This is a genomic window from Bacillus sp. S2(2019), from assembly GCF_005144805.1.
GTDB lineage: Bacteria > Bacillota > Bacilli > Bacillales > Bacillaceae > Bacillus > Bacillus altitudinis.
In genome coordinates this window covers 1-18,336 of sequence record NZ_SWFL01000010.1, presented here as the reverse complement: position 1 = coordinate 18,336, position 18,336 = coordinate 1, and the positions used below count along the sequence as shown (strand labels likewise).

Sequence of the window (18,336 nt, the reverse complement as noted above, 5' to 3'; positions counted from 1 at the left end):
CATACCGAACACGGAAGTTAAGCTCTTCAGCGCCGATGGTAGTTGGGGGTTTCCCCCTGTGAGAGTAGGACGCCGCCAAGCTTTTCAAAGGATCAGTTCCAGTCGGAACTGGTCTTTTTTGTGTTTTCTTCTAGCAGCATCATGATATAAGCCGGAAACTTGTCCTCTGCAATCTCCATATAACGTTCAATCATGACATAATCATCACTAATGTATTGAGATAAAAGCTCGTACCACCATTCTGTTTCGTAGCGGGCAATCATACTGAGGTTATACATTAACAAGTAATGGCTGATAATCTCAGGAATCCCTAAAAAGGCATCTCGTGTTGCTGGAATGAACCATTGATTCATTTCTAAATCATAATGAAGATGAGTAGCAAGAGCAGGGTTTTCTTCTGAAAATACATCAAATGTTAGTTTTTTAGCCTCTCGTTGCTTAAGCTTCCAAGTTGTATGGAACTCAAAATATTCAATAAAACGTTCGGCAGACATATTATAGAGCAAGGGAATATGATCTTGAATCAATATGCCATTGGCTTGCTCTACTTTAACTAAAGTCGCGGGCTGTTTTTGAAACTCAAGAATATGACCCATTTCAGGTATTTTTGAAAGGAGTTTGATCATCGTAAATCGCTCATCTTCAAGACCATTTAAATGAAATAAGTGCTTTAATACATGCATACATAATCCGTTTCGCTGAATCTTGACTTCATCCTCACTAAAGCGATAATGTTGCTTCTTTCTTTTTCTTGAGGTGACACCATGAGCTAAGACAGAGGTTTGAGAAGGATAGTCGGGATCCACTGTCAGCAAACATGCCTTTAACAGCTGTGCCATTCCATAAAACAATAAAATCGGTTTTAGTTCAAGTGGAGCTGATGCAGCTTGGTCATAAAATGTATGACCGTGCTTTAAAAAGTAAATAAATCGTTCACAGTTTTTATAGGCCTGCTGGTTTGCCTCCTGAATGTTCCGTTTCTCGTACTGTTGAAATAGAAACTTTTGGGAAGTTTCAAGTGAGTAAAAACGTTTTAAATCCTTCCATCCTGAACTTTTCATCTTCTTCCTCAACTCTCTTTATATTTTCTAAAAATTGCAACTGTTTGTTGCTTCCTTGACATGCTGTTTCCTAGTTGATAATCTACATATAATATTTTGCCGAAAAGAGGGGGATTTACTAATGTGGGAAAGTAAATTTTCAAAAGAAGGTTTGACGTTTGACGATGTGTTGCTTGTTCCAGCAAAGTCTGAGGTGCTTCCGCGTGATGTCAATTTATCAGTTGAGTTAACAAGCACTTTAAAGCTGAACATTCCAATTATTAGTGCAGGAATGGATACTGTGACGGAATCACAAATGGCGATTGCAATGGCACGTCAAGGTGGTCTTGGAATCATCCATAAGAACATGTCTATTGAGCAGCAAGCTGAACAAGTGGACAAAGTAAAACGTTCAGAGCGTGGTGTTATTACAAATCCATTTTTCTTAACACCGGATCATCAAGTATTCGATGCAGAACATTTAATGGGTAAATATCGTATTTCTGGTGTACCGATTGTTAATAACGAACAAGATCAAAAGCTTGTTGGGATTATTACGAACCGTGACCTTCGTTTTATTTCGGATTATTCAATGAAGATTAGCGACGTGATGACAAAAGAGGAACTTGTGACAGCTTCTGTTGGAACAACATTAGAAGAAGCTGAAAAAATCCTTCAGCAATATAAAATTGAAAAATTACCTCTTTTAGATGACGAAGGAACATTAAAAGGTCTCATCACCATCAAAGATATTGAAAAAGTGATCGAATTCCCTAACTCCTCTAAAGATGCACATGGCCGTTTAATTGTTGGTGCCGCTGTAGGTGTCACTGGCGATACAATGACTCGTGTGAAAAAATTAGTAGAAGCCAATGTTGATGTGATCGTCATTGATACAGCACACGGTCATTCTCAAGGTGTTCTAGACACTGTATCGAAAATCCGTGAAACGTATCCTTCTCTTAACATCATTGCTGGTAACGTTGCAACAGCTGAAGCAACAAAAGCATTGTTTGAGGCTGGAGCAGATATTGTAAAAGTGGGTATTGGACCAGGATCGATTTGTACAACACGTGTTGTTGCAGGGGTCGGTGTACCACAAATCACAGCGATTTATGACTGTGCAACAGAAGCAAGAAAACATGGTAAATCTATTATTGCAGATGGTGGAATTAAATATTCAGGTGATATCGTGAAAGCATTAGCTTCTGGTGGACATGCTGTTATGCTGGGAAGCCTGCTTGCTGGTACATCTGAAAGCCCAGGAGAAACAGAAATTTTCCAAGGTAGACGTTTCAAAGTATATCGTGGTATGGGTTCTGTTGCTGCAATGGAAAAAGGAAGTAAAGATCGTTACTTCCAAGAAGATAATAAAAAATTCGTTCCAGAAGGTATCGAAGGACGTACACCGTATAAAGGACCAGTTGTTGACACTGTTTACCAACTCGTTGGCGGTATTCGCTCTGGTATGGGCTACTGTGGAACACAGGACTTACGTACTCTTAGAGAAGAAGCACAATTCATTCGCATGACAGGTGCAGGTCTTCGTGAGAGTCATCCACATGATGTACAAATTACAAAAGAATCACCAAACTACACAATTTCTTGATAAATTGTGACAATCAAATTACATTTGACAGGGTCTATGACTCTGTCTATTTTTTTTGTCTTTATTGTGATAAAATTTATACTGTTGTGTCGAAATAAGCCCTTGTGGATTAAATATATATGAAAAACGTCGAAAAAAGATGAATACGGAGGTATGACGATTGAACAGCAAGATGTTGAAACAGCTTATGGTCTCTATCCTTGCATTGGCATTGATTGTTACTGCATTTACCCCAATGTCCAAAGCAAAAGCGGCTGAAGATCCATTCAATGTGAATGCGAAAGCAGCCATCCTTATTGAAGCTTCTACAGGTAAAATTCTTTATAGTAAAAACGCAGAACAAAGACTGCCTATTGCAAGTATGGCAAAGATGATGACAGAGTATCTATTACTAGAGGCGATTGCTGAAGGCAAAGTGAAATGGGATCAAACATATACGCCAGATGATTACGTGTACGAAATTTCTCAGGACCGCAGTTTATCCAATGTTCCATTGAGAAAAGATGGTTCGTATACTGTCAAAGAACTTTATCAAGCAACGGCTATTTATTCAGCAAACGCAGCAGCAATTGGTCTAGCAGAGGTAATCGCTGGATCAGAATCAAAGTTTGTTGAAAAAATGAATGCAAAAGCAAAAGAACTTGGCTTAACCAATTACAAATTCGTGAATGCAACTGGATTAGAAAATAAAGACTTACATGGCAAACAGCCAAAAGGTACGGGACCTGATGAAGAAAGCGAAGTTTCCGCAAAGGATATGGCTTTGCTTGCACAGCATCTCATCAAAGATCATCCAGAAATTCTTGAAACAGCAAGCATCGCGAAAACAAAGTTCAGAGAAGGCACAGATGACGAAATGGACATGCCAAACTGGAACTTTATGCTTAAAGGACTTGTGAAAGAATATGAAGGCGTAGACGGTCTGAAAACGGGCTCTACTGATTCAGCTGGTTCTAGCTTCACAGGTACAGCAAAACGTGGTGACATGCGTGTGATCGCAGTTGTCCTGAATGCTAAAGGGAATCTTCATACAGCTCGTTTTGATGTGGCGAAAAAATTGTTCGATTATGCCTTTAAAAACTTTACGATGAAAGAAATGTACAAAAAAGGCCAACAAATCAAGGGACATGAAAACATCGAAGTCGATAAAGGGAAAGATAAAGAAGTACCCGTCGTGACGAAAGAAGCTTTCTCTGTACCGGTTAAAAATGGTGACGAGAAGAGCTATAAAGCGAAAGTAAATATTGATAAAAAGAACCTAGAAGCTCCTATTAAAAAAGGAACGAAGGTTGGCATGCTGACGACTTCTTATTCTGGTGATGAGAAGGACTACGGCTATTTGAGTAAAGACCAATCAGGTGTTGAGCTTGTGACGAAAACAGGTGATGAAAAAGCAAACTGGTTCATCCTTGCAATGCGCGGTGTAGGTGGATTCTTCGCTGGCATTTGGGGTGGAATCGTCGACACAGTAAAAGGTTGGTTCTAATAAAAAAACTGCTCTCTATATGTGAGAGCAGTTTTTTTATCGTTAAAAGAAAAGAGATTGTTTGTGGTTTTGAGGTGTAGACAAGGCCTGCTGAAAAATACCACATAACTTTTCCATCCCTTCCGTCAGTGCCTTTTCATTCACATAAGAAAAGCTAAGACGTATATAATTCTGCTTCGGCTCCCCAGGATAGCAGACAGAGCCAGGCAGGAAGGTGATTTGCTGCTTCCGTGCCTCATGTAATAGGGCACGTGTATCGACCCAGGAAGGAAAGCTAAGCCACAAATTGAGCCCGCCCTGTGGGATTTGCCACGTGACGTCCTTTGGCGCATGCTTTGTCAACACATCCATCATCAAATCGCGTCTCACCTTCAAGGCAGTTCTTAATTTTTTCGTATGATCGATCATTTTCTTGGAAGTGAGAAACGGTAAGATCGCTTTTTGAGTGAGAAGCGGGCTCCCTAAATCATTATTGGCTTTTGCTGCTAATAAACGGTTAAATATAGAGCCTGACGCTGTAATAATTCCAATTCTGCATCCTGGAGCCAGTGTCTTGCTTAATCCTCGTAAATAAATGACGTGTCCATCGTGATCTAGGCTTTTAATGGGTGCCGGCGGTTTCTTTTCAAAATAAAGCTCACGATAAGGATCATCCTCTACAATGAGACAATCAATGCTTTGTGCCAGTAAAAGCAGCTGTTTTCTTCGTTTCATCGACATACTAGCACCTGTAGGACTGTGAAAAGTAGGAATGGTATAGATGAGCTTTGGTTTATATTTATCACAAATGCTTTGAAGCTGTTTCATGTTCATTCCTTCATGATCGACAGGAACCGTAATAATTCGTGCCCCTCTCCCCATAAAGACATCAATTGCGCCTGGATAGGTGGGCGCCTCCATGACAACTACATCATCCGGCCCGATAAATGTACGTGCTACTAAATCAAGCCCTTGCTGAGAACCGCTAGTGACAAGGATATTTTCAGGAGTAGAAGGGACATCTAATTTTTCTAGAAATGATTGAATGACCTGACGAAGCTGAAGGTCACCTTGTATTTCTCCGTATTTTGACATGATTTGAGGATGCCGGGCTAGGACATGCTGCATTTCTTTTTCTAAATACCGGTTAGGTAAAAGACCAGGATCAATCATAGAGGAAGAAAGATTAATGGCTTCTTCGACATAGTGATACTGAGCGAATTGAGACCTTGGTAAATAATCTGGAATCGATAACTGCCAATCGAAAGAAGTAGATGACTGAACCGGGATGTCAGTTTGCTCATGCTGCTCATTCACAAACGTACCTTTTCCTTGTACAGTCGTTAAAAATCCGTCGTCCTTAAGCCGTGTATAGGCTTTTGCTGCTGTGACAAGACTTACATTCAGCTGTTTCGCTAGATCACGTACAGTCGGCAGCTTATCGCCTTGCTGAAGCAGACCTGATTGAATGTGATCAACGATGGAAAAGTAAATCTGATTCGAAAGAGATGTATCTGAATGTCGATGGATATCAATATGCATGAAAATCCTCCAATGGGTGTGGAATTGTTATAGATGTTTTCGAATTGTTATAGATGCATTATAACATGTTAATAACACTTAAAAGAGGGAATGATGCCTTTTTAACTATGAAACCTTGATATATAAGGGTTTCTTCTTTTTTATGAGCTAATTGAATTGTTATACTATTCACTTTATTGTTATACTCTAACGCTTGTATGATAAAGGTGTTGAATTAATCGAATAGACAAATGGGAGGAAACAATTGTGAGCAATAAGGGAACTGAACGAGTAAAACGTGGAATGGCAGAAATGCAAAAAGGTGGCGTCATTATGGATGTCGTCAATGCTGAGCAGGCAAAAATCGCAGAAGAAGCAGGCGCAGTGGCAGTAATGGCACTAGAACGAGTACCAGCTGATATCCGTGCAGCAGGCGGTGTTGCCCGTATGGCAGATCCAAGAATCGTAGAAGAAGTACAAAATGCAGTAACGATTCCAGTCATGGCAAAAGCACGTATCGGCCACATCGTGGAAGCTCGTGTTCTTGAAGCACTTGGTGTTGATTATATTGATGAGAGTGAAGTGCTGACGCCCGCAGATGAGGAATTCCATTTAAATAAAAATGAATACACGGTACCTTTCGTATGTGGCTGTCGTGACCTAGGTGAGGCGACTCGCCGTATTGCAGAAGGCGCTTCAATGCTACGTACAAAAGGTGAGCCTGGTACAGGAAACATTGTAGAAGCTGTTCGTCATATGAGAAAGGTCAATGCTCAAATTCGTAAAGTGGCGGCAATGAGTGAAGATGAATTGATGACAGAAGCCAAGAATCTGGGCGCACCTTATGAATTATTGGTTCAAATTAAAAAAGAAGGCAAATTGCCAGTTGTAAACTTTGCAGCTGGAGGTGTTGCGACACCAGCAGATGCAGCACTCATGATGCAGCTTGGAGCAGATGGTGTATTTGTCGGCTCTGGTATCTTCAAATCAGACAATCCAGCTAAGTTTGCAAAAGCGATTGTAGAAGCAACGACTCATTTCACAGATTACCGTCTGATTGCAGAGCTTTCTAAAGAGCTTGGAACAGCGATGAAAGGAATTGAAATTTCAAATCTATTGCCAGAAGAGCGTATGCAAGAGCGTGGCTGGTAATTAAGGGAGCGCGACGAACATGCTAACAATTGGTGTACTAGGGCTTCAAGGAGCGGTGAGAGAGCATATTCAATCGATTGAAGCTTGTGGCGTAGCGGGAAAGATCATCAAACGGGTAGAGGAGTTAGAAATTGTTGACGGTCTCATTATCCCTGGTGGTGAAAGTACGACGATGAGAAGACTCATGGATACGTACCAATTCATTGAACCGATTAAAGCGTTCGCTGCTCAAGGTAAACCGATATTTGGGACTTGTGCCGGTTTGATTATGCTGGCAAAGCATATAGAAGATCGAGAAGATGCTCATCTTGGACTGTTAAATGTATCTGTTGCACGTAATTCGTTTGGCAGACAGGTAGACAGCTTTGAAGCAGATGTAGAAGTGAAAGGACTGGATGCGCCGTTTACAGGAGTGTTCATCCGTGCGCCTCATATCATCAGCGCAGATGAGAGCGTAGAGGTCATGGCTGAGTATGACGGCAGGATTGTGATGGCAAAAGAAAACAATATCTTAGGTTGTTCTTTTCATCCAGAGCTGACAGACGACCACCGGTTAACACAGCTGTTTGTTGAGATGGTGGAGTCCTATAAAACGAAGCTTGCTGTATAAAACGGTTGAAAATAGATAAAACTTATAGTACATTAAAATCACAATCAAAGATCGAAAAAGCGTTGACGGGAAATAGTAAGAAGCCCCTCTTTCTCAGAGAGCCGATGGTTGGTGAGAATCGGTGAAAGATGCATTCTGAATCCATCCTTGAGCGAAATGCTGAAACACGAAGTAAGCATTTACGGTGATGCCGTTACAGAGGAAAGAGGAAAGCATGCTTTTGGCGTGTTTTCAATCAGGGTGGCAACGCGAGAGCTCTCGTCCCTTTCATGGGATGAGGGCTCTTTTTATTTTTCGACAAAAAAGGAGTGTTACACATGCTGGATATTAAACAACTGCGCACGGATTTTGATCAAATCAAAGAAAAATTAGCCCATCGAGGCGAAGATTTAGCGGATTTTGATAAGTTTGGTGAGCTGGATCAAAAAAGAAGAGAATTAATCGGCAAAACAGAAGTATTAAAGAGCCGAAGAAATGAAGTATCACAGCAAGTGGCTGTTCTAAAAAGAGAAAAGAAAGACGCCGATCACATTATTCAAGAAATGCGTGAGGTAGGCGATGAGATTAAGAAGTTGGATGATGAATTAAGAACAGTAGAGGAAAGCCTGCAAACCATCCTGTTCTCAATTCCAAACATCCCTCATGATTCTGTACCAGTCGGTGAGACAGAAGATGACAACATTGAAGTGAGAAAATGGGGCGAACAGCCAGCCTTCTCATTTGAACCAAAGCCGCATTGGGATGTAGCCGACGAGCTGAAAATTTTGGATTTTGAACGTGCAGGAAAAGTGACAGGAAGCCGTTTCGTTTTTTATAAAGGGCTAGGCGCACGGTTAGAGCGTGCACTTTATAATTTTATGCTGGATTTACACGTAGATGAATTTGGTTTTACTGAAGTATTACCACCTTATATGGTAAACAGAGCAAGCATGACAGGAACTGGACAGCTTCCAAAGTTTGAAGAGGATGCTTTTAAAATTCGAGAAGAAGATTATTTCCTCATTCCAACGGCTGAAGTGCCAATTACGAACATGCACCGTGACGAAATTCTTGAAGGAGAGCAGCTGCCAATCAATTATGCAGCATTTAGTGCTTGTTTTAGATCAGAAGCTGGTTCTGCTGGCAGAGATACGCGCGGACTCATCCGTCAGCACCAATTTAACAAAGTAGAGCTTGTGAAATTTGTCAGACCAGAAGATTCTTATGAAGAATTAGAGAAACTAACAAACCAAGCAGAAAAAGTTCTTCAATTATTGAACCTGCCATACCGTGTCATGAGCATGTGTACAGGAGATTTAGGCTTTACGGCTGCGAAGAAATACGATATCGAAGTATGGATTCCAAGCCAAAATACATATCGTGAAATTTCTTCTTGCAGTAACTTTGAAGCGTTCCAAGCGAGACGAGCAAACATTCGTTTCCGCCCTGAGCCTAAAGCAAAGCCAGAACACGTCCACACATTAAATGGATCTGGTTTAGCAGTAGGAAGAACTGTTGCAGCCATTTTAGAAAACTATCAACAAGAGGATGGAACAGTGATTATTCCTGAGGTGTTACGTCCTTATATGGGAAATAAAGAAGTGATAAAATAAGATGCCGTCATGGCATCTTATTCTTTTTACCTAAACTTCTACAGCTTTTCTAAAATAAGCCGATAAAAGAACTAAAAGCATCTAGGAAAGAAGGAATAACCTTGAATAGGCTTGACTATTATGTTGAAATGGCTCAATTACTCAGAAAAGTTCTAGATGAAAGTGTCCTTTTCGGCATCACTGATACAGAAAAGGTACTTTGCTATTATCCATCGACCACAGTAGATTTTGGCATTAAAGTAGGGGACGCTTTAAACCCAGAGGACCAAAACGTGGCGACGACATTAAGAGGACAAGAATATGATGGTCATTTGCCAGAGTCTTTATATGGTTATGAAATTGCTGTAAAAGGTTATCCGATTTTTGATGAAGATAGAAAAGTGATTGGCTCTTTTTTAGTGGCTTTTTCACATCATCGTGAGAAGAAATTAAGCGGCTATATAGAACATATCAATAAAGTAGCGAAAGAGTTACAAGGTGGAATTGAGCAAATTGCTGCTCATTCTCAAGAACTGGCTGCGACAAGCTTGGAAATTAGTGAGCAGGCCGGAAGAGCAGAAGAGAAATCCGCAAACATTGAAGAAGTCGTCAAAACTATTGGCGGTATTGCGAGACAAACAAACCTGTTAGGACTCAATGCTGCAATTGAAGCGGCAAGAGCAGGTGAAAATGGAAAAGGCTTTGCTGTTGTTGCAGACGAGGTGCGTAAGTTATCAGATGGATCAAAGGAAGCAGCTGAAACCATTAATGCATTTTTAAAAGAAATCCAAGACAGCATTGGCACTTTATCTGAAAATATCTCACAAATCAGCAGTTCAACAAACGAACAAGCTAAACAAGTGACAGACTTTACAAAGATTATTGAGTCATTAAATGATTTTAAAGAAGAGATGAATCTTTTTATAGAAGAAATTAGACAGGATACGTAATAGATGAAGAGCAGCCGATAATCGGCTGCTTTTTATAGGCTAAACATCATACCAAAATCAAATGTTGAAATTTTTTTCGAAAAGATGTTGACTTAAAATAAGATGATATGATATATTAATTCTTGTCGATACGGAGGAATACCCAAGTCCGGCTGAAGGGATCGGTCTTGAAAACCGACAGGGGTGTCAAAGCCCGCGGGGGTTCGAATCCCTCTTCCTCCGCCATATTGATTTTACCTTAGTTGAATTGAAACGCATAAAAATTGGAAATTGTCAAACCGCTGCATTCGAGAAATGCAGCGGTTTTTTTTATTTTGTGTTAAAGCGATTTTTTTGAATAACAGAAGCAATTTCATGAAGAATTGGATCAAGTGAGCTTTCATCATGAAGTAAGTCATAATCTTCAATATTAATTTTAATCACAGGGCACAGATCAAATTGTTCGATCCATTCTGTATATCGAGTGTACATTTCTTCCCAATATGCTCGATCGGTTTGAGTTTCCATCTCTCTCCCGCGCTCTTCAATACGATGTAATATATGATCTAAATCCCCATGTAAGTAAATAAGGACATCTGGGTGAGGGAAGTAAGGTGTCATCACCATCGCCTCAAATAGACTCGTATACGTTTCATAGTCTACCTCTGACATGGTACCTTTGTCTGCGTGCATTTTAGCAAAAATACCAGTGTCCTCATAAATGGACCGGTCTTGTACATAACCTCCACCAGACTCGAAGATTCGTTTCTGCTCCTTAAAACGTTCAGCTAGGAAATAGACCTGTAAATGAAAGCTCCATCTTTGGAAATCTGAATAAAAAGGCTCTAAGTATGGATTATCATCTACTTTTTCGAGAGAAGTTTGAAACCCTAGCTTGTCCGCTATTGTTTTCGTCATGGTCGATTTTCCGACACCAACTGTCCCTGCAATTGTAATGACAGCATCCTTTGGTATTTCAATATTTTTCATAGTACTTGCTCCTTTATTTTCTGTACAATTTGCTGGTAATCTTGCTGTGAGGAAACGAAGTCTGTATGATCGCCTTCAATTGTAATGATAGGAAGACCTGGGTCAGTTTGTTTTAAATGCTCGATGGCCAACTCATAATCTTCAATCAGGGTTTTTAAATAAGCTGGATCAATGTCTTCTTCAAAAGATCGGCCTCTCATCTTTATTCTATCAAGTAAGGTGGGAAGGCTGGCTTTTATATAGATCATGGCATTTGGTTTAGGAAGATCATCTGTCAGCAAGTGATAGATTTTTCTGTATTTATCCATGTGCTTTTTGGATAAGGTTCTTTCTGCAAATATCATATTTTTATAGACATGATAATCAGTGACAATCGGCTGCTGTTTTTTGACATAGTTCTCTTCAATAGATTCTAACTGTTTAAACCGATTGCATAGAAAGAACATCTCAAGCTGAAAGCTCCATTGTTCCATATCTTCATAAAATTTATCTAAGAATGGATTTTCTTCTACAATTTCTTTTACTAAAGGAAATTGAAATTCCTTTGAAAGCATTGTAGCCAAGGTTGTTTTTCCGGCTCCAATTGGGCCTTCCACTGCAATAAAAGGGGCAGGATACATAGGCGTTCTCCTCTATCTATAAAGTTGTCAAACCAATGTATATTGTACCATACCCCTTCTGAGAGATAGAGCGTATGAATTACGATGTCGTTCTTTTTTCAATATTAAATTGATCTGATAACAACAACCAGTTTTGTGGGAAGGATAGACCTAATTTCCAGTAAGCAATTCCATTTAGGTTTAACTCTTTAATGAGATTAAATTTGGCTTGAATGGATCTTGCATCTTCAAACCAAACCTCGTGTTCTTTGTTGTTAGCATCTATATAACGGAAATAAGGTGCTTGTGCTGTTTCGTCATATAAAATGGATACATTATTCTCTCTAGCAATGGCGACCGCTTGTTGAGGGCTGACGGCTTTGGCGATAGGGCCTCCTTGAACATAAGGAAGCGTCCAATCATAACCATATAAATTCTGCCCCATCACAATTTTATTGGCAGGTATGACAGTCAGTGCATATTCAATGACTTGGCGGACAGGGCCGATCGGAGAGACGGCTTGTGCAGGCCCGCCGCTGTAGCCCCACTCATAAGTCATTAGCACAACATGATCAACGATCTTACCGATTGCTTCATAGTCATGCGCCTCATACCACTTTCCTTTCTGTTCACTGCTTGTTTTAGGAGCAAGTGCCACAGAAATAGTCCAACCCTGTTGATGAAAACGAGTTGTTGCTTCTCTTAAAAATTGAAGGTAGGCTTCTTTATCAACAGGGCGTAAATATTCAAAGTCAAAATGGATTTCTTTTAATTGATACTTTTGAGCAACGCGGACGATTTCATTTAATAATGTCGTTTTGACAGATTGATTTGTTAAAAGGATTCGCCCGAGTTCATCACTAAATTTATCATTCTCTAGATTTGTGACTACCATGGTTAAAACCGTTCTGCTTTGAGCGGCAATCTGAGGTAATTGATCTAAAGGTGGCTCGCGAAGTGTGCCGTCTCTTTGCGCTTGAAAACTAAAGGCACCGAGATGGGTTAAGTATGGAGATGCCTCTCTGGCTGCTTGCTTTAAATTTTCGCTGACTTGGTTTCCGCGAGGTTCTATATAAGCATTAGAATTAATATTTCTTTTCGGTCTTTGTGGAATATAAAGCAAAAAACGAATAGGCAATATGGCTTCAGGCCGAATCCGATTCACACGTGCCAATTCTTCTACCGAAATTTGAAATCTTCTTCCAATTTGATAAAGTGTATCATTTTGTTTGACCTCATAAAATTGACCTCTAATAGGGATGACAATTGTTTGTCCAACGACTAGTTGATTTGGTGTTTCGATGTCGTTGGTCCGAATGATTTCATTTGCCGTTGTTTTAAAACGCATGGCAATTTCATTTAATGTATCTCCTCTTTTGACAACATAAATTTGAATGGTCAACGCCCCCTTTGTTATTGCTAACAATTTATGAGGGTGATGGATAAATCATGTTTGATTTTCATCCGTGATCTCTTTAGTTGTTGTGATTTTGGCAAGAAGAACGTTCTCCATCATCGTTAAAGCGTACTCGTTGTCCCTATCATCATTTGAAGCAATACAATCTTTAGGTACAGTAAGGTTGTACTCTCGCATGTAAGCGTCATTTGCAGTGAACAGGACACAGATGTTTCCGGCAATTCCAGTTAAAATAAGATCTTGCACACCTAATTCATTTAGGAGTGTCTCTAGTGCTGTTCCGTAAAAGGCAGAGTGCTTAGGTTTAATTAAGAAGTAATCATCTTTAGATGGTGCCATTTGCTCTAAAATAGGGGCGCTTCGTTCGTTTTTGCATGTTTCCATAACTGCTTTGATATCAGCCTTCCAGAGTCCATAGTGGTCGTTGATATAGATAATTGGCCAATTTTTCTTGAAAGCGTGTCGTTTAAGGGCTAAAATTTTATTGGTCATTTGCTCTGTTTTTTCAGCGAGCACATGTCCCATTTCGAAATCAAAATTATTGATCATGTCAATAATAAGTAGTGCCTTTTGTTGTTTTGGCAAATCAAGACCCCCTTTAAAAGATTGTGATAATATGTTAACCTCAATATCCTTTAAAAAAACATGAAAAGAGAGCCGTGCTATGACGAAAGATGAACAATTTATGCAAGAAGCTATTTCTGAAGCTTTGAAAGCAAAACAAATAGGAGAAGTTCCAATCGGTGCCGTCATCGTTGTTGATGATCAAATTGTAAGCCGTGCTCACAATTTAAGGGAAAGTGAACAGCGATCAATTGCTCATGCGGAATTACTTGCTATTGATGAAGCTTGTAAAATGACTGGTAGCTGGCGTTTAGAAGATGCTGTACTTTATGTTACACTCGAACCGTGCCCAATGTGTGCAGGCGCTATTGTACTTTCAAGAGTGAAAAAGGTCGTTTTTGGTGCCTATGATCCTAAAGGTGGATGTGCTGGTACTTTAATGAATTTATTGGACGATGAGCGGTTCAATCATCAGTCTGAAGTCATTGGCGGTGTGCTTGAAAATGAGTGTGGTGAGCTGTTAAGTCAGTTCTTTCGAGACCTCCGTCAGCGTAAGAAGCAGGCGAAAAGTAAATGAATGGATGTCGTTTGCAATTTTATCACTTAGAAGGTATACTTATGTCTGCGTCACCAACAATTTAATATTCATTTTGCCGTGCTAAGCGGGGAGGTAGCGGTGCCCTGTACTCGCAATCCGCTCTAGCGAGGCCGAATCCCTTCTCGAGGTTCGTTTACTTCAAGGTCTGCCTTAAATAAGTGGTGTTGACGTCTGGGTCCTGCGCAATGGGAATTCATGAACCATGTCAGGTCCGGAAGGAAGCAGCATTAAGTGAAACCTCTCATGTGCCGCAGGGTTGCCTGGGCCGAGCTAACTGTTTAAGTAACGCTTGGGGTAGCGAATCGACAGAAGGTGCACGGTAAATCAATATTAAATGTAACTCATCTAGTTTATCTAGGTGAGTTTTTTGTTGCTATTGAAAGAATATATCAGTTGTTTTGTTTATACAAATAGCAAAAAAGCCATTTTCAGGGTGAGGTTTTTTTGAAGCAATTCATATAGAGAACAAATGTTCTTGTTGATCTGGCAGACATTTTCAGAAAGCAGGAAAACACGTTTTTTAATCAAGAAAAGTAAAAAGTCTTTAAAGGAAATGCTCTTTTTCGTTTGTTAGAAAATAAAGGTGTACTTTTGAATTGATCGTTGCATCATGTATAATGAACATGATGATAAATGGAGGAGGGCGTATTTGTGAGTTATCAAGCTTTATACCGAGTGTTCAGACCTCAAGTTTTTGAGGATGTTGTTGGACAAGAACACATCACAAAAACGTTGCAAAATGCCCTTTTGCAGAAAAAGTTTTCTCATGCTTACTTATTTTCAGGTCCTAGAGGAACAGGTAAAACAAGTGCTGCCAAGATTTTTGCGAAAGCAGTGAACTGTGAAAAATCACCTGTTAGTGAACCGTGTAATGAGTGTGATGCCTGTAGAGGGATTACGACCGGTTCGATTTCAGACGTGATTGAAATAGATGCTGCCTCAAATAACGGGGTAGATGAAATTCGGGATATACGTGATAAAGTGAAATTTGCTCCTTCAGCGGTTACATATAAGGTTTATATTATAGATGAGGTACATATGCTCTCTATCGGGGCATTTAATGCACTTCTTAAAACGCTAGAGGAACCACCTGCTCATTGTATCTTTATTTTGGCTACCACAGAGCCTCATAAGATTCCTCTTACCATCATATCAAGATGTCAGAGATTTGATTTTAAACGGATCACGACAAAAGATATTGTTGGACGAATGGAGAAAATTGTAGATGCAGAAAGCCTAAATATACAAGAGGGTTCACTCGAGATTATTGCTAGCGCGGCAGATGGAGGCATGCGTGACGCACTCAGTCTCCTTGACCAAGCGATCTCATTTAGTGGTGAACAGCTCACAATTGATGATGCACTGCTCATTACAGGTGCTGTATCTCAGCATTTCATTAGTCAGCTTGCTGAAGCCATTTTTGAGCAAAATATTGCGATAGCGCTGGATACGTTAAATGAATTGCTTCAACAGGGGAAAGATGCGGCGAAATTAATAGAGGATATGATCTTCTACTTTAGAGATATGCTTCTTTATAAAACAGCACCGGATCTTGAAGGTGTCCTTGAAAAAGTCAAAGTTGACGATAAGTTTGTGGCTCTTTCAGAACGTGTGGCACCTCAGTTTCTTTATGAAACGATTGAAGTGCTGAATAAAAGCCATCAGGAAATGAAATGGACAAATCACCCTAGAATTTTCTTTGAAGTAGCTGTGGTTAAGCTCTGTCAGTCAACGGCTGGTGCTGTATCATCTCTGGCTGATTCCGATCTAACAGCGTTAACGAATAAAATAGACAGGCTGGAACAGGAGCTATCTAGGCTAAAAGCTGAGGGTGTTCCAATGACTCAGTCTCAGAGTCCTCAAGCAAAAACGGAAGCACCTCGACCTCAAACGAGTAATAAAAATGGCTATCGTGCACCTGTCGGTCGAATTCATGAGATTTTAAAAGAAGCGAAGCGACCGGAACTAGAAAAAATAAAAGGCAAATGGGGAGAGCTTCTTGCCCAATTAAAACAGCAAAATAAGGTTTCTCACGCTGCGCTATTAACAGATAGTGAACCAGTTGCGGCGGCAACTCATGCCTTTGTTTTGAAATTCAAATTTGAAATACATTGTAAGATGGTGGCCGAAGATAAAAGTGGTGTTCGAACCAATCTTGAGCAACTGCTAGAATCTATGCTAGGAAAAAGAGTGGAATTAGTTGGCGTTCCTGACGCTCAATGGGGTAAAATAAGAGAAGAATTTTTAAGAGATCATCAGCCTGAAGAACAAGCAGATGGTCAGGCAGCTTCTGCTGAAGAAGATCCATTAATTGCGGAAGCAAAGAAGTTAGTAGGAACCGATTTAATTGAAATTAAAGATTAACAATTTGAAAGAGAGTGGTGTTCATATGCGCGGTGGAATGGGAAATATGCAAAAAATGATGAAACAAATGCAAAAAATGCAGAAGGATATGGCTAAGGCTCAAGAAGAGCTTGCAGAAAAAGTCCTTGAAGGTACGGCAGGTGGCGGCATGGTCACTGTAAAAGTAAATGGACAAAAAGAAGTCGTTGATGTGGCGATTAATGAAGAAGTTGTTGATCCTGAAGACATCGATATGCTTCAAGACCTAGTACTTGCAGCAACAAATGATGCATTGAAAAAAGTGGATGAATTAACGAATGAAACAATGGGTCAATTCACAAAAGGAATGAACATGCCAGGTTTATTCTAGGAGGAATAACTGAAGATGCAATATCCTGAACCAATATCAAAGCTGATTGACAGCTTTATGAAATTGCCAGGAATCGGACCTAAAACTGCGGTCCGTCTGGCTTTTTTTGTTCTTAGTATGCAGGAAGACGTCGTGCTGGATTTTGCGAAGGCACTTGTTAATGCAAAGCGTAATTTAACTTATTGTTCTGTTTGCGGACATATCACTGATCAGGATCCTTGCTATATTTGTGAAGATACAAGAAGAGATCAATCTGTAATCTGTGTCGTGCAGGATCCAAAAGATGTGATTGCAATGGAAAAAATGAAAGAATACAACGGCTTATATCATGTGCTTCATGGAGCTATTTCTCCAATGGACGGAATAGGACCAGAGGATATTAAAATTCCTGACTTATTAAAAAGATTACAAGACGATCAAGTCACAGAGGTCATTCTTGCAACCAACCCAAACATTGAAGGAGAAGCGACAGCCATGTATATCTCTAGATTGTTGAAACCATCAGGAATTAAACTCTCTCGCATTGCTCACGGACTCCCAGTAGGTGGAGATTTAGAGTATGCGGATGAAGTCACACTTTCTAAGGCTCTAGAAGGCAGACGTGAGATGTAGGAAGGAGAAGTACGGTACATGGGTTTTCTTCGCAGAAAATCAATTCGAAAAGAATTCGATGAGATATTAATTCAACAGCTTTTTAAGCAAAAGGAAGAATGGAACAGACAAAAAAAGCTTGTCGCAAATAGCGTTGAGCCTTCACCGGACATTCTATTCGAATTAAAGCTTGCTCAAGCGAAGTACTTTTTCTATCTGAGAGAAGCGAAAAAGAGAAATTTACGTTTAAACAACTGGAGGTAGCAGGTCTATTTTCCATAATCCTCTCATATGCTTGTACTATTCATATGAAGAGGAGATGAGAGGATTATGGAACCTGTTATTGTGATTGGTTCAATTTTGTTAGCTGTTTTATTGTTGTTTATGTCAGGTGTTCAAGCGAATCCATTCAAATGGTTAGGGCTTATTGGAGTTAAGTTTGTCGCAGGTGCTCTTTTTTTATTTTGTCTCAATTTATTCGGTGAGAGTTTAGGGCTTCATGTTTCCATTAACCCTGTAACGAGTGGAATTAGTGGTTTGTTGGGCATTCCAGGTGTAGCAGCTTTAGTCGTAATTGAAAAGTTTATTATTTAATGCAAAATATTGTTGACTTTGATTATATATGGTGGTAAATTAATATACGTCGCTGATGACGAAGAAACGAAAAAACATAATAACAAAAAAGTTGTTGACACTAACAACTTGGACGTGATAAGATGTTCTAGTCGCTTCTGAAGCGGTAAACAAGTTCTTTGAAAACTAAACAAGACAAAACGTACCTGTTAATTCGAGTTTTTATAAAAAATCCTATGATACTTCATAGGTAGTCAGTCAAACTGGCGAAAAACAAAACTTCGGTTTTGTACTTTTTCGGAGAGTTTGATCCTGGCTCAGGACGAACGCTGGCGGCGTGCCTAATACATGCAAGTCGAGCGGACAGAAGGGAGCTTGCTCCCGGATGTTAGCG

17 protein-coding genes, 1 tRNA gene, 2 rRNA genes, 1 other RNA gene, 1 pseudogene and 1 other annotated feature are annotated in these 18,336 nt (G+C 39.9%); of the genes and pseudogenes, 16 read left to right on the top strand and 6 right to left on the bottom strand.

What is annotated here, in order from left to right; genetic code table 11:
• A 5S ribosomal RNA gene (gene rrf, locus FBF75_RS19495) occupies positions 1–81 on the top strand; the annotation flags it as partial.
• Between the two features lie 11 nt (positions 82–92).
• Here rrf and FBF75_RS19490 read toward each other — a convergent pair.
• Positions 93–1,061: a YaaC family protein gene (locus FBF75_RS19490; protein ID WP_050826822.1), complete on the bottom strand. Its 969-nt coding sequence runs from the start codon at positions 1,059–1,061 to the stop codon at positions 93–95.
• A 121-nt stretch (positions 1,062–1,182) separates the two neighbouring features.
• On the opposite strand from FBF75_RS19490, the gene guaB reads away from it, so the two are divergent.
• Positions 1,183–2,649: an IMP dehydrogenase gene (gene guaB, locus FBF75_RS19485; protein ID WP_008342039.1), complete on the top strand. Its 1,467-nt coding sequence runs from the start codon at positions 1,183–1,185 to the stop codon at positions 2,647–2,649.
• Between the two features lie 160 nt (positions 2,650–2,809).
• Positions 2,810–4,135: a D-alanyl-D-alanine carboxypeptidase family protein gene (locus FBF75_RS19480; RefSeq protein ID WP_008342036.1), complete on the top strand. Its 1,326-nt coding sequence runs from the start codon at positions 2,810–2,812 to the stop codon at positions 4,133–4,135.
• Between the two features lie 42 nt (positions 4,136–4,177).
• On the opposite strand, the gene pdxR is transcribed toward FBF75_RS19480, so the two are convergent.
• A complete protein-coding gene (gene pdxR, locus FBF75_RS19475; protein ID WP_008342034.1) occupies positions 4,178–5,656 on the bottom strand; it encodes a MocR-like pyridoxine biosynthesis transcription factor PdxR in 1,479 nt (492 codons plus the stop codon).
• Between the two features lie 246 nt (positions 5,657–5,902).
• Here pdxR and pdxS point away from each other — a divergent pair, with 246 nt between their 5' ends.
• From pdxS to FBF75_RS19450, 5 genes and pseudogenes are all read left to right on the top strand, one after another.
• Positions 5,903–6,787 (top strand): pyridoxal 5'-phosphate synthase lyase subunit PdxS, encoded by an 885-nt coding sequence (pdxS, locus tag FBF75_RS19470; RefSeq protein ID WP_025206589.1) that lies wholly within the window; start codon positions 5,903–5,905, stop codon positions 6,785–6,787.
• A gap of 19 nt (positions 6,788–6,806) precedes the next feature.
• Positions 6,807–7,397, top strand: coding sequence for a pyridoxal 5'-phosphate synthase glutaminase subunit PdxT (gene pdxT / locus FBF75_RS19465; RefSeq protein ID WP_050826823.1), 591 nt, complete (start codon positions 6,807–6,809; stop codon positions 7,395–7,397).
• A 53-nt stretch (positions 7,398–7,450) separates the two neighbouring features.
• Positions 7,451–7,666, top strand: a binding site (T-box leader).
• A gap of 48 nt (positions 7,667–7,714) precedes the next feature.
• Positions 7,715–8,989 (top strand): serine--tRNA ligase, encoded by a 1,275-nt coding sequence (serS, locus tag FBF75_RS19460; protein ID WP_008342028.1) that lies wholly within the window; start codon positions 7,715–7,717, stop codon positions 8,987–8,989.
• Positions 8,990–9,585: 596 nt separating this feature from the next.
• Positions 9,586–9,918, top strand: a pseudogene (locus FBF75_RS20065) (methyl-accepting chemotaxis protein); the annotation flags it as partial.
• 132 nt (positions 9,919–10,050) lie between these two features.
• Positions 10,051–10,143: transfer RNA gene (locus FBF75_RS19450), tRNA-Ser, on the top strand.
• 84 nt (positions 10,144–10,227) lie between these two features.
• Here the strand turns inward: FBF75_RS19450 and FBF75_RS19445 are convergent.
• The 4 genes from FBF75_RS19445 to FBF75_RS19430 all read right to left on the bottom strand — a co-directional run bounded on the left by FBF75_RS19445 (position 10,228) and on the right by FBF75_RS19430 (position 13,488).
• Positions 10,228–10,887, bottom strand: a complete 660-nt coding sequence (locus tag FBF75_RS19445) for a deoxynucleoside kinase (protein ID WP_050826825.1) — start codon at positions 10,885–10,887, stop codon at positions 10,228–10,230.
• Positions 10,884–11,507, bottom strand: coding sequence for a deoxynucleoside kinase (locus tag FBF75_RS19440; RefSeq protein ID WP_050826826.1), 624 nt, complete (start codon positions 11,505–11,507; stop codon positions 10,884–10,886). Before FBF75_RS19440 ends, FBF75_RS19445 begins: the two co-directional genes overlap by 4 nt.
• Before the next feature lie 79 nt (positions 11,508–11,586).
• Complete coding sequence (locus FBF75_RS19435) at positions 11,587–12,834, bottom strand: glycoside hydrolase family 18 protein (protein WP_234717178.1); 1,248 nt, start codon at positions 12,832–12,834, stop codon at positions 11,587–11,589.
• A gap of 99 nt (positions 12,835–12,933) precedes the next feature.
• The gene (locus tag FBF75_RS19430) at positions 12,934–13,488 is read right to left on the bottom strand and encodes a cysteine hydrolase family protein (protein WP_080987767.1); all 555 of its coding nucleotides are present in this window, start codon (positions 13,486–13,488) and stop codon (positions 12,934–12,936) included.
• A 79-nt stretch (positions 13,489–13,567) separates the two neighbouring features.
• On the opposite strand from FBF75_RS19430, the gene tadA reads away from it, so the two are divergent.
• From tadA to FBF75_RS19390, 8 genes are all read left to right on the top strand, one after another.
• A complete protein-coding gene (gene tadA, locus FBF75_RS19425) occupies positions 13,568–14,044 on the top strand; it encodes a tRNA adenosine(34) deaminase TadA (RefSeq protein WP_008342015.1) in 477 nt (158 codons plus the stop codon).
• Between the two features lie 76 nt (positions 14,045–14,120).
• Positions 14,121–14,385, top strand: an RNA gene (gene ffs, locus FBF75_RS19420) — signal recognition particle sRNA large type.
• 331 nt (positions 14,386–14,716) lie between these two features.
• On the top strand, positions 14,717–16,429 hold the full coding sequence (dnaX, locus tag FBF75_RS19415; protein WP_050826828.1) for a DNA polymerase III subunit gamma/tau: 1,713 nt from the start codon (positions 14,717–14,719) through the stop codon (positions 16,427–16,429).
• 25 nt (positions 16,430–16,454) lie between these two features.
• Positions 16,455–16,778: a YbaB/EbfC family nucleoid-associated protein gene (locus FBF75_RS19410; protein ID WP_008342011.1), complete on the top strand. Its 324-nt coding sequence runs from the start codon at positions 16,455–16,457 to the stop codon at positions 16,776–16,778.
• 15 nt (positions 16,779–16,793) lie between these two features.
• Positions 16,794–17,390 (top strand): recombination protein RecR, encoded by a 597-nt coding sequence (gene recR / locus FBF75_RS19405; protein ID WP_003218094.1) that lies wholly within the window; start codon positions 16,794–16,796, stop codon positions 17,388–17,390.
• A gap of 18 nt (positions 17,391–17,408) precedes the next feature.
• Positions 17,409–17,633, top strand: a complete 225-nt coding sequence (locus FBF75_RS19400) for a YaaL family protein (protein WP_008342008.1) — start codon at positions 17,409–17,411, stop codon at positions 17,631–17,633.
• A 66-nt stretch (positions 17,634–17,699) separates the two neighbouring features.
• Positions 17,700–17,963, top strand: coding sequence for a pro-sigmaK processing inhibitor BofA family protein (locus FBF75_RS19395; RefSeq protein ID WP_008342006.1), 264 nt, complete (start codon positions 17,700–17,702; stop codon positions 17,961–17,963).
• A 273-nt stretch (positions 17,964–18,236) separates the two neighbouring features.
• Positions 18,237–18,336, top strand: a 16S ribosomal RNA gene (locus tag FBF75_RS19390); the annotation flags it as partial.

Bases quoted from the DNA above. Each gene is read 5' to 3' on its own strand.
- pdxR (WP_008342034.1), bottom strand. From the start codon at position 5,656: ATGCATATTGATATCCATCGACATTCAGATACATCTCTTTCGAATCAG.
- FBF75_RS19395 (WP_008342006.1), top strand. From the start codon at position 17,700: ATGGAACCTGTTATTGTGATTGGTTCAATTTTGTTAGCTGTTTTATTG.
- serS (WP_008342028.1), top strand. From the start codon at position 7,715: ATGCTGGATATTAAACAACTGCGCACGGATTTTGATCAAATCAAAGAA.
- FBF75_RS19490 (WP_050826822.1), bottom strand. From the start codon at position 1,061: ATGAAAAGTTCAGGATGGAAGGATTTAAAACGTTTTTACTCACTTGAA.
- recR (WP_003218094.1), top strand. From the start codon at position 16,794: ATGCAATATCCTGAACCAATATCAAAGCTGATTGACAGCTTTATGAAA.
- FBF75_RS19410 (WP_008342011.1), top strand. From the start codon at position 16,455: ATGCGCGGTGGAATGGGAAATATGCAAAAAATGATGAAACAAATGCAA.
- FBF75_RS19440 (WP_050826826.1), bottom strand. From the start codon at position 11,507: ATGTATCCTGCCCCTTTTATTGCAGTGGAAGGCCCAATTGGAGCCGGA.
- pdxT (WP_050826823.1), top strand. From the start codon at position 6,807: ATGCTAACAATTGGTGTACTAGGGCTTCAAGGAGCGGTGAGAGAGCAT.
- FBF75_RS19400 (WP_008342008.1), top strand. From the start codon at position 17,409: ATGGGTTTTCTTCGCAGAAAATCAATTCGAAAAGAATTCGATGAGATA.
- tadA (WP_008342015.1), top strand. From the start codon at position 13,568: ATGACGAAAGATGAACAATTTATGCAAGAAGCTATTTCTGAAGCTTTG.
- FBF75_RS19435 (WP_234717178.1), bottom strand. From the start codon at position 12,834: ATGCGTTTTAAAACAACGGCAAATGAAATCATTCGGACCAACGACATC.
- guaB (WP_008342039.1), top strand. From the start codon at position 1,183: ATGTGGGAAAGTAAATTTTCAAAAGAAGGTTTGACGTTTGACGATGTG.
- FBF75_RS19445 (WP_050826825.1), bottom strand. From the start codon at position 10,887: ATGAAAAATATTGAAATACCAAAGGATGCTGTCATTACAATTGCAGGG.